We start from the raw sequence: 8,834 nt of genomic DNA on the forward strand, positions 1-8,834 counted from the left end.
TAGTCGCGGGCCGCGGTCAGGTGTTCGGCGTGTTCCTGGAGTGAGCGCACGCCGACGTCACCGTGGTTGAGGGCGTCGATGCCCTGGACGGCCGCGGCGAGCGCCTGGACCGTGGTCAGGCATGGCACGGAGCGGGCCACGGCGGCCGTACGGATGTCGTAGCCGTCGAGGCGGCCACCGGTGCCGTACGGGGTGTTGACGATGAGGTCGACCTCGCCGTCGTGGATGAGCTGGACGATGGTCCGCTCGCCGTTCGGGCCGGTGCCCTCGGAGTGCTTGCGTACGACGGTGGCGTGGATGCCGTTGCGCTTGAGCACCTCGGCCGTGCCGGAGGTGGCCAGCAGTTCGAAGCCGTGGGCGACCAGTTCGCGCGCCGGGAAGATCATCGAGCGCTTGTCGCGGTTGGCGACCGAGATGAAGGCGCGGCCCTTGGTGGGCAGCGGCCCGTATGCGCCGGCCTGCGACTTGGCGTACGCCGTGCCGAAGACCGAGTCGATGCCCATGACCTCGCCGGTGGAACGCATCTCCGGGCCGAGGACCGTGTCGACGCCGCGCCCGTGGATGTCACGGAAGCGCGACCACGGCATGACGGCCTCCTTGACCGAGATCGGCGCGTCCAGCGGCAGCTCACCGCCGTCACCGACCGCGGGGAGCAGCCCCTCCGCCCGCAGCTCGGCGATGGTCGCGCCCAGCGAGATCCGGGCGGCGGCCTTGGCCAGCGGCACCGCGGTCGCCTTGGAGGTGAAGGGGACCGTACGGGACGCGCGCGGGTTGGCTTCGAGGACGTACAGGATGTCGCCCGCCATCGCGAACTGGATGTTGATCAGACCGCGCACTCCGACACCGCGTGCGATGGCCTCCGTGGAGGCCCGCAGGCGCTTGATGTCGAAGCCGCCGAGGGTGATCGGGGGCAGGGCGCACGCCGAGTCGCCGGAGTGGATGCCGGCCTCCTCGATGTGCTCCATGACGCCGCCGAGGTACAGCTCCTCGCCGTCGTACAGCGCGTCCACGTCGATCTCGATGGCGTCGTCGAGGAAGCGGTCGACGAGGACGGGCCGGGAGGGGCTGATCTCGGTCGACTCGGCGATGTACGACTCCAGCCGGGTCTCGTCGTACACGATCTCCATGCCGCGCCCGCCGAGCACGTACGACGGGCGTACGAGGACCGGGTAGCCGATCTCGTCGGCGATGGCCTTGGCGCCGGCGAAGGTGGTGGCCGTGCCGTGCTTCGGGGCGGGGAGGCCGGCCTCGGCGAGGACGCGTCCGAAGGCGCCCCGGTCCTCGGCCGCGTGGATCGCCTCGGGGGACGTGCCGACGATCGGTACGCCGTTGTCCTTGAGCGCCTGCGACAGGCCCAGCGGGGTCTGTCCGCCGAGCTGGACGACGACGCCGGCGATCGGACCGGCCAGCGACTCGGCGTGGACGATCTCCAGCACGTCCTCCAGCGTCAGCGGCTCGAAGTACAGGCGGTCGGAGGTGTCGTAGTCGGTCGAGACGGTCTCGGGGTTGCAGTTGACCATCACGGTCTCGTACCCGGCGTCGCTCAGCGCGAAGGAGGCGTGGACGCAGGAGTAGTCGAACTCGATGCCCTGGCCGATGCGGTTCGGGCCGGAGCCGAGGATGATCACGGCGGGCTTCTCGCGGGGCGCGACCTCGGTCTCCTCGTCGTAGGAGGAGTAGAAGTACGGCGTCTTCGCGGCGAACTCGGCGGCGCACGTGTCGACCGTCTTGTACACCGGGCGCACGCCCAGCGCGTGCCGGACCTCGCGCACGACGTCCTCGCGCAGCCCGCGGATCTCGCCGATCTGCTGGTCGGAGAAGCCGTGCCGCTTGGCCTCGGCCAGCAGTTCGGCATCCAGACGCTCGGCGGCGGCCAGCTCGTCCGCGATCTCCTTGATCAGGAAGAGCTGGTCGACGAACCACGGGTCGATCTTCGTGGCCTCGAAGACCTCCTCGGGCGTGGCGCCCGCGCGGATGGCCTGCATGACGGTGTTGATCCGGCCGTCGGTGGGCCGTACGGCCTCGCGCAGCAGCTCCGTCTTGTCGCCGGGCTCGCCGACGAACGTGAACTGGCTGCCCTTCTTCTCCAGCGACCGCAGCGCCTTCTGCAGGGCCTCGGTGAAGTTGCGGCCGATCGCCATGGCCTCGCCGACCGACTTCATGGTCGTGGTCAGGGAGGAGTCGGCGGACGGGAACTTCTCGAAGGCGAAGCGGGGCGCCTTGACGACCACGTAGTCGAGCGTCGGCTCGAAGGAGGCCGGGGTCTCCTGGGTGATGTCGTTCGGGATCTCGTCGAGCGTGTAGCCGACGGCCAGCTTGGCGGCGATCTTGGCGATCGGGAAGCCGGTGGCCTTGGAGGCGAGGGCCGACGAGCGCGACACGCGCGGGTTCATCTCGATGACGATCACGCGACCGTCCTCGGGGTTCACCGCGAACTGGATGTTGCAGCCACCGGTGTCGACGCCGACCTCGCGGATGACCGCGATGCCGATGTCACGGAGGATCTGGTACTCGCGGTCGGTGAGGGTCATCGCCGGGGCGACGGTGATCGAGTCACCGGTGTGCACGCCCATGGGGTCGAAGTTCTCGATGGAGCAGACGACCACGACGTTGTCGTGCTTGTCGCGCATCAGCTCCAGCTCGTACTCCTTCCAGCCGAGGATGGACTCCTCCAGGAGCACCTCGGTGGTCGGCGACAGCGTGAGGCCGGTGCCCGCGATGCGGCGCAGCTCCTCCTCGTCGTGGGCGAAGCCGGAGCCGGCGCCGCCCATGGTGAAGGAGGGACGGACGACGACGGGGTAGCCGCCGAGCGTCTCGACGCCCGCGAGGACGTCCTCCATGGAGTGGCAGATGACCGAGCGGGCGGACTCACCGTGGCCGATCTTGGCGTTGACCGCGTCGACGACCAGCTTGAACTGGTCGCGGTCCTCGCCCTTGTGGATCGCCTCCACATTGGCGCCGATGAGCTCGACGCCGTACTTCTCCAGGACACCGTTCTCGTGCAGCGAGATGGCGGTGTTGAGCGCCGTCTGGCCGCCGAGCGTCGGCAGCAGGGCGTCGGGGCGCTCCTTCGCGATGATCTTCTCGACGAACTCGGGGGTGATCGGCTCGACGTACGTGGCGTCGGCGATCTCCGGGTCGGTCATGATCGTCGCCGGGTTGGAGTTGACCAGGATGACCCTGAGGCCCTCGGCCTTCAGGACCCGGCACGCCTGGGTGCCGGAGTAGTCGAACTCGGCGGCCTGGCCGATGACGATCGGGCCGGAGCCGATGACCAGGACGGACTGGATATCGGTGCGCTTAGGCACGCTGGCCCTCCATCAGGGATACGAAGCGGTCGAACAGGTAGGCGGCGTCGTGCGGGCCCGCTGCCGCTTCGGGGTGGTACTGGACGCTGAAGGCCGGCCGGTCGAGGAGCTGCAGCCCCTCCACCACGTTGTCGTTGAGGCACACATGGGAGACCTCGGCGCGGCCGTAGGGGGTGTCGGAGACCTTGTCGGTCGGGGCGTCGACGGCGAAGCCGTGGTTGTGCGCGGTGACCTCGACCTTGCCGGTCGTACGGTCCTGCACCGGCTGGTTGATGCCGCGGTGGCCGTACTTCAGCTTGTAGGTGCCGAAGCCGAGCGCGCGCCCCAGGATCTGGTTGCCGAAGCAGATACCGAAGAGCGGGGTGCCACGCTCCAGGACGCCCTGCATGACGGCGACGGCGTGGTCGGCGGTGGCCGGGTCGCCCGGGCCGTTGGAGAAGAACACGCCGTCGGGCTGGACCGCGTACACGTCCTCGACCGTGGCCGTGGCGGGCAGGACGTGCACGTCGATGCCGCGCTCGGCCATGCGGTGCGGTGTCATGCCCTTGATGCCGAGGTCGACGGCGGCGACGGTGAACTTCTTCTCCCCGATGGCCGGGACGACGTACGGCTCCTTGGTGGCGACCTCCGCCGAGAGGTTCGCACCCTTCATCTCGGGGGCCTGGCGGACCTCGGTGAGCATGGTGCCCTCGTCGGGCAGCGCGTTGCCGGAGAAGATGCCGACGCGCATGGCGCCGCGCTCACGCAGATGGCGGGTGAGGGCCCGGGTGTCGATGCCGCTGATGCCGACGACGCCCTGCTGGGCCAGTTCCTCGTCGAGCGAGCGCCGGGAGCGCCAGTTGGAGGGCACGCGGGCGGGGTCGCGTACGACATAGCCGGCGACCCAGATCCGCTGGGACTCGGGGTCCTCGTCGTTGACGCCGGTGTTGCCGACGTGCGGGGCGGTCATCACGACGACCTGGCGGTGGTACGACGGGTCGGTGAGGGTTTCCTGGTAGCCGGTCATCCCGGTGGAGAACACGGCCTCGCCGAAGGTCGCCCCCACGGCCCCGTAAGCACGGCCGCGGAAGATCCGGCCGTCCTCCAGGACGAGTACGGCGGGAACCTTGGTGGCTCCCCGGGTGGAGGTCGTCATCGTGCGCCTTCCGTTTCCGTCTTGTTGATCATGTTGTTCAGTGCCTCGACCCACTCGTTGTGCTCGGCCGCGTGGTCGGAGCGGAACCCGGAGTCGAGCAGCCTGTCGCCGTGCTCCCAGGTCACGACCAGCAGACCGCCCTCGGTGAGGACCTTGCCGGCGATGCCCTTGTCGAGCCGGGCCGCACGCAGGGCCTCGCGCGAGACGAAGAAGTCCGTCGCCCCCGGGCGTACGACGTCCAGGCCCGCTTCCGTCAGCGTGAGCTCGACCCGGCTGCGGGTGCCCAGGCCGTGCGCCACGATGCGGTCGAGCCACTGCCCGGCGGTGGTGGAGCCGTGGTAGCGGCCGCTCAAGCTCAGTTTCACGGGACCGGGCTCGTCCGGCGCGTCGAGAAGGGCGGGCAGGTCGCTCTGGAGCGTGCCGCGCCACTTCCAGCCCTCGCGCATCAGCCAGTAGACGAGCGCGACGAAGAGGGCGAGTCCGACGAGCCATCCGACGCGCGCGGCCCAGTCGGTGACCTCGGCCGATTCCTTCTCGGCGGCCAGCAGAATTACAGATGTCACGTGAGCTTCCCGTCGACGAGCGTGGCCTTGCCCCGCAGCCACGTGTGCGTGACACGGCCCGGCAGCTCGCGACCCTCGTACGGGGTGTTGCGGCTGCGCGAGGCGAAGCCCGCGGGATCCACCGACCCACGGTATGCCGTGTCGACGAGCGTGAGGTTGGCGGGCTCACCTGCCGAGACGGGACGTCCATGGCCGGCCGCCTGACCGATCTCGGCGGGCTTGAAGGACATGCGGTCGGCGACGCCCGCCCAGTCGAGCAGTCCGGTGTCGACCATCGTCTCCTGGACCACCGACAGCGCGGTCTCCAGCCCCACCATGCCCATGGCCGCCGCGGCCCACTCGCAGTCCTTGTCCTCGTGCGGGTGCGGGGCGTGGTCGGTGGCGACGATGTCGATCGTGCCGTCGGCGAGCGCCTCGCGCAGCGCCAGCACATCGCGCTCGGTGCGCAGCGGCGGGTTCACCTTGTAGACCGGGTTGTACGTACGGACCAGCTCGTCGGTGAGGAGGAGGTGGTGCGGGGTGACCTCGGCGGTGACGTCGATGCCCCGGGACTTGGCCCAGCGCACGATCTCGACGGACCCGGCGGTCGACAGGTGGCAGATGTGGACGCGGGAGCCCACGTGGTCGGCGAGCAGGACATCCCGGGCGATGATCGATTCTTCGGCCACCGCCGGCCAGCCGCCGAGACCCAGCTCGGCCGAGACGACGCCCTCGTTCATCTGGGCGCCCTCGGTCAGCCGCGGCTCCTGCGCGTGCTGGGCGACGACACCGCCGAAGGCCTTCACGTACTCCAGGGCCCGGCGCATGATCACGGCGTCGTGGACGCACTTGCCGTCGTCGGAGAAGACGGTGACCCCGGCGGCCGACTCGTGCATGGCGCCCAGCTCGGCGAGCTTCTTGCCCTCCAGGCCGACGGTGACGGCGCCGATGGGCTGGACGTCGCAGTAGCCGTGCTCCTGGCCGAGCCGGTAGACCTGCTCGACCACACCGGCGGTGTCGGCGACGGGGAAGGTGTTGGCCATGGCGAACACGGCGGTGTAGCCCCCGCTCGCGGCGGCCCGGGTACCCGTCAGCACCGTCTCGGAGTCCTCGCGGCCGGGCTCCCGCAGATGGGTGTGCAGGTCGACGAGGCCCGGCAGGAGCACCTTGCCGCCGGCCTCGACGACCTCGGCGCCCTCGGCGGACAGCCCGCTGCCCACGGCCTCGATGACCGAACCGTCGATCAGCACGTCCTGCGGCTCGCCGCCGAGCACCTTCGCACCACGGATCAGGGTCTTGCTCATCGTTCTACTTCTCCTCGGCCGCGATGAAGGTGTGCGCGGAGCGCTCGTCGGAAGGGTTGTGGTGGGAGACGGACGGGCGGGTGTGGGTGACGGCGGGCTCGTTACCGCCCAGCAGCAGGTACAGCACGGCCATCCGGATGGAGACGCCGTTCGCGACCTGCTCGACGACGGTGCAGCGGTCGGAGTCGGCGACCTCGGCGGTGATCTCCATACCGCGGACCATCGGCCCCGGGTGCATCACGACGGCGTGCTCGGGCATCCGCGCCATGCGGTCGCCGTCGAGGCCGTAGCGCCGCGAGTACTCGCGCTCGGTCGGGAAGAACGCGGCGTTCATGCGCTCGCGCTGCACGCGCAGCATCATCACCGCGTCGGACTTGGGCAGCGTGCTGTCCAGGTCGTACGACACCTCGCAGGGCCAGGTCTCGACGCCGACGGGGATCAGGGTGGGCGGGGCGACCAGGGTGACCTCGGCGCCGAGCGTGTGCAGCAGGTCGACGTTGGAGCGGGCCACCCGGCTGTGCAGCACGTCGCCGACGATGGTGATGCGCTTGCCGGAGAGGTCCTGGCCGAGCCCGGCGTCCCGGCCGACGAGCCGGCGCCGCATGGTGAAGGCGTCGAGCAGGGCCTGAGTGGGGTGCTGGTGGGTGCCGTCACCGGCGTTGATGACGGCGGCGTCGATCCAGCCGGAGTTGGCGAGCCGGTACGGGGCCCCGGAGGCGCCGTGCCGGATGACGACGGCGTCGACGCCCATGGCTTCGAGGGTCTGGGCGGTGTCCTTGAGGGACTCGCCCTTCGACACCGACGACCCCTTGGCGGAGAAGTTGATGACGTCCGCCGACAGGCGCTTCTCGGCGGCCTCGAAGGAGATCCGGGTGCGGGTGGAGTCCTCGAAGAAGAGGTTGACGATGGTCCGGCCGCGCAGGGTCGGCAGTTTCTTGATCGGCCGGTCGGCGACCCGGGCCATTTCCTCGGCGGTGTCGAGGATCAGGACGGCGTCGTCACGGGAGAGATCGGCGGCCGAGATGAGATGACGCTGCATCTTTCAGGCTCCGTAAGGCGGTTCTTCAGTGGGAGGCGAGGACCCGACCGGCCGGGCACAGCCGGGCAGGCGGGCGCGCGTACACGCGATCCAGGGGGCGCACGGCAGTGCCGTACGCCGTCCGGTCGTCAGTGCTGCGCGCCCCGGGCGGTCCGCTTCGCACCGAGCAGCACGGTGTCCCGACCGTCCTCCTCGGCGAGCTGGACCTTGACCGTCTCCCGCAGCGACGTGGGGAGGTTCTTGCCGACGTAGTCGGCGCGGATGGGCAGTTCACGGTGGCCGCGGTCGACGAGGACCGCGAGCTGTACGGCGCGGGGACGGCCGATGTCATTGAGCGCGTCGAGCGCCGCGCGGATCGTGCGGCCGGAGAAGAGCACGTCGTCGACGAGGACGACGAGGCGGCCGTCGATGCCGTCACCCGGGATCTCGGTACGGGCCAGCGCACGCGGCGGCTGCATGCGCAGGTCGTCGCGGTACATGGTGATGTCGAGCGAGCCGACCGGGATCTTGCGGTCGGTGATCTCGGCCAGTTTGGCGGCGAGCCGCTGGGCGAGGAAGACGCCTCGGGTCGGAATGCCGAGGAGCACCACATCGTCGGCGCCCTTGGCTCGTTCGACGATCTCGTGGGCGATACGGGTCAGTACGCGCGCGATGTCGGGCCCTTCGAGCACGGGCCTCGCATCGGACGACGACTGCACCTCTTGCGGATTTGGTTGTGTGTCCATACGAAACGGACCTCCTTCTCCGCCTCACGGGACGGACCTTAAAGGACGTCGGATTTGCGCCATCAACGGTAGCAGGCCCCCACAACGCTCCTGATCACCCCCTTGGCGCAATGGGCGCCGGTTACCACGGAAGAGTCGGTCCGGACCATTCGGCTTGACGGGGGAGAGTCACGCTGCGTAACCTCACAGTGAGTCACCAGCCGCGCGGCGGAGCCGCACGATGACACAGTGTCCGGGGAGCCATATGTCCAGCGAATACGCCAAACAGCTCGGGGCCAAGCTCCGGGCCATCCGCACCCAGCAGGGCCTTTCCCTCCACGGTGTCGAGGAGAAGTCCCAGGGACGCTGGAAGGCGGTCGTGGTCGGTTCGTACGAGCGCGGCGACCGCGCCGTCACCGTGCAGCGCCTCGCGGAGCTGGCGGACTTCTACGGGGTTCCGGTGCAGGAGCTGCTTCCCGGTACGACCCCTGGTGGCGCCGCCGAGCCGCCGCCGAAGCTCGTCCTCGACCTGGAGCGCCTCGCCCATGTCCCGGTGGAGAAGGCGGGCCCGCTCCAGCGCTATGCGGCGACGATCCAGTCCCAGCGCGGTGACTACAACGGCAAGGTGCTCTCGATCCGCCAGGACGACCTCCGCACACTCGCCGTCATCTACGACCAGTCCCCCTCCGTCCTCACCGAACAGCTGATCAGCTGGGGTGTCCTCGACGCGGACGCGCGCCGCGCGGTCTCCCACGAGGAGAGCTGACACCTCGGGCAAGGCCCAGCAGAAACGTGCCGCCGG

Annotated in this window: 7 protein-coding genes; 1 reads left to right on the forward strand and 6 read right to left on the reverse strand. The window is 69.8% G+C overall.

What is annotated here, in order from left to right; translation table 11 throughout:
* The 6 genes from carB to pyrR all read right to left on the reverse strand — a co-directional run.
* A partial coding sequence (gene carB, locus STRIP9103_RS17515; RefSeq protein WP_009313758.1) for a carbamoyl-phosphate synthase large subunit occupies positions 1 to 3,308 on the reverse strand: 3,308 nt, incomplete at its 3' end.
* Positions 3,301 to 4,443, reverse strand: coding sequence for a glutamine-hydrolyzing carbamoyl-phosphate synthase small subunit (carA, locus tag STRIP9103_RS17520; protein WP_009313757.1), 1,143 nt, complete (start codon positions 4,441 to 4,443; stop codon positions 3,301 to 3,303). The genes carB and carA, both read right to left, overlap by 8 nt.
* Entirely contained in the window at positions 4,440 to 5,006 is a 567-nt protein-coding gene (locus STRIP9103_RS17525; RefSeq protein WP_009313751.1) for a PH-like domain-containing protein, read from the reverse strand. The genes carA and STRIP9103_RS17525 overlap by 4 nt, the downstream gene beginning before the upstream one ends.
* Positions 5,003 to 6,289 carry a dihydroorotase gene (locus tag STRIP9103_RS17530; protein ID WP_009313756.1) on the reverse strand — a complete coding sequence of 429 codons (1,287 nt, stop codon included), beginning with the start codon at positions 6,287 to 6,289 and terminating at the stop codon, positions 5,003 to 5,005. The genes STRIP9103_RS17525 and STRIP9103_RS17530 overlap by 4 nt, the downstream gene beginning before the upstream one ends.
* A 4-nt stretch (positions 6,290 to 6,293) precedes the next feature.
* Entirely contained in the window at positions 6,294 to 7,328 is a 1,035-nt protein-coding gene (locus STRIP9103_RS17535; protein ID WP_009313752.1) for an aspartate carbamoyltransferase catalytic subunit, read from the reverse strand.
* A 128-nt stretch (positions 7,329 to 7,456) separates the two neighbouring features.
* Positions 7,457 to 8,053, reverse strand: coding sequence for a bifunctional pyr operon transcriptional regulator/uracil phosphoribosyltransferase PyrR (pyrR, locus tag STRIP9103_RS17540; protein WP_009313754.1), 597 nt, complete (start codon positions 8,051 to 8,053; stop codon positions 7,457 to 7,459).
* A gap of 244 nt (positions 8,054 to 8,297) precedes the next feature.
* Between pyrR and bldD the strand changes: the two genes are divergently transcribed.
* Positions 8,298 to 8,798 (forward strand): transcriptional regulator BldD, encoded by a 501-nt coding sequence (gene bldD / locus STRIP9103_RS17545; protein ID WP_009313753.1) that lies wholly within the window; start codon positions 8,298 to 8,300, stop codon positions 8,796 to 8,798.
* Positions 8,799 to 8,834: the final 36 nt, after the last annotated feature.

Origin of the sequence: Streptomyces ipomoeae 91-03 (assembly GCF_000317595.1) — a bacterium.
GTDB lineage: Bacteria > Actinomycetota > Actinomycetes > Streptomycetales > Streptomycetaceae > Streptomyces > Streptomyces ipomoeae.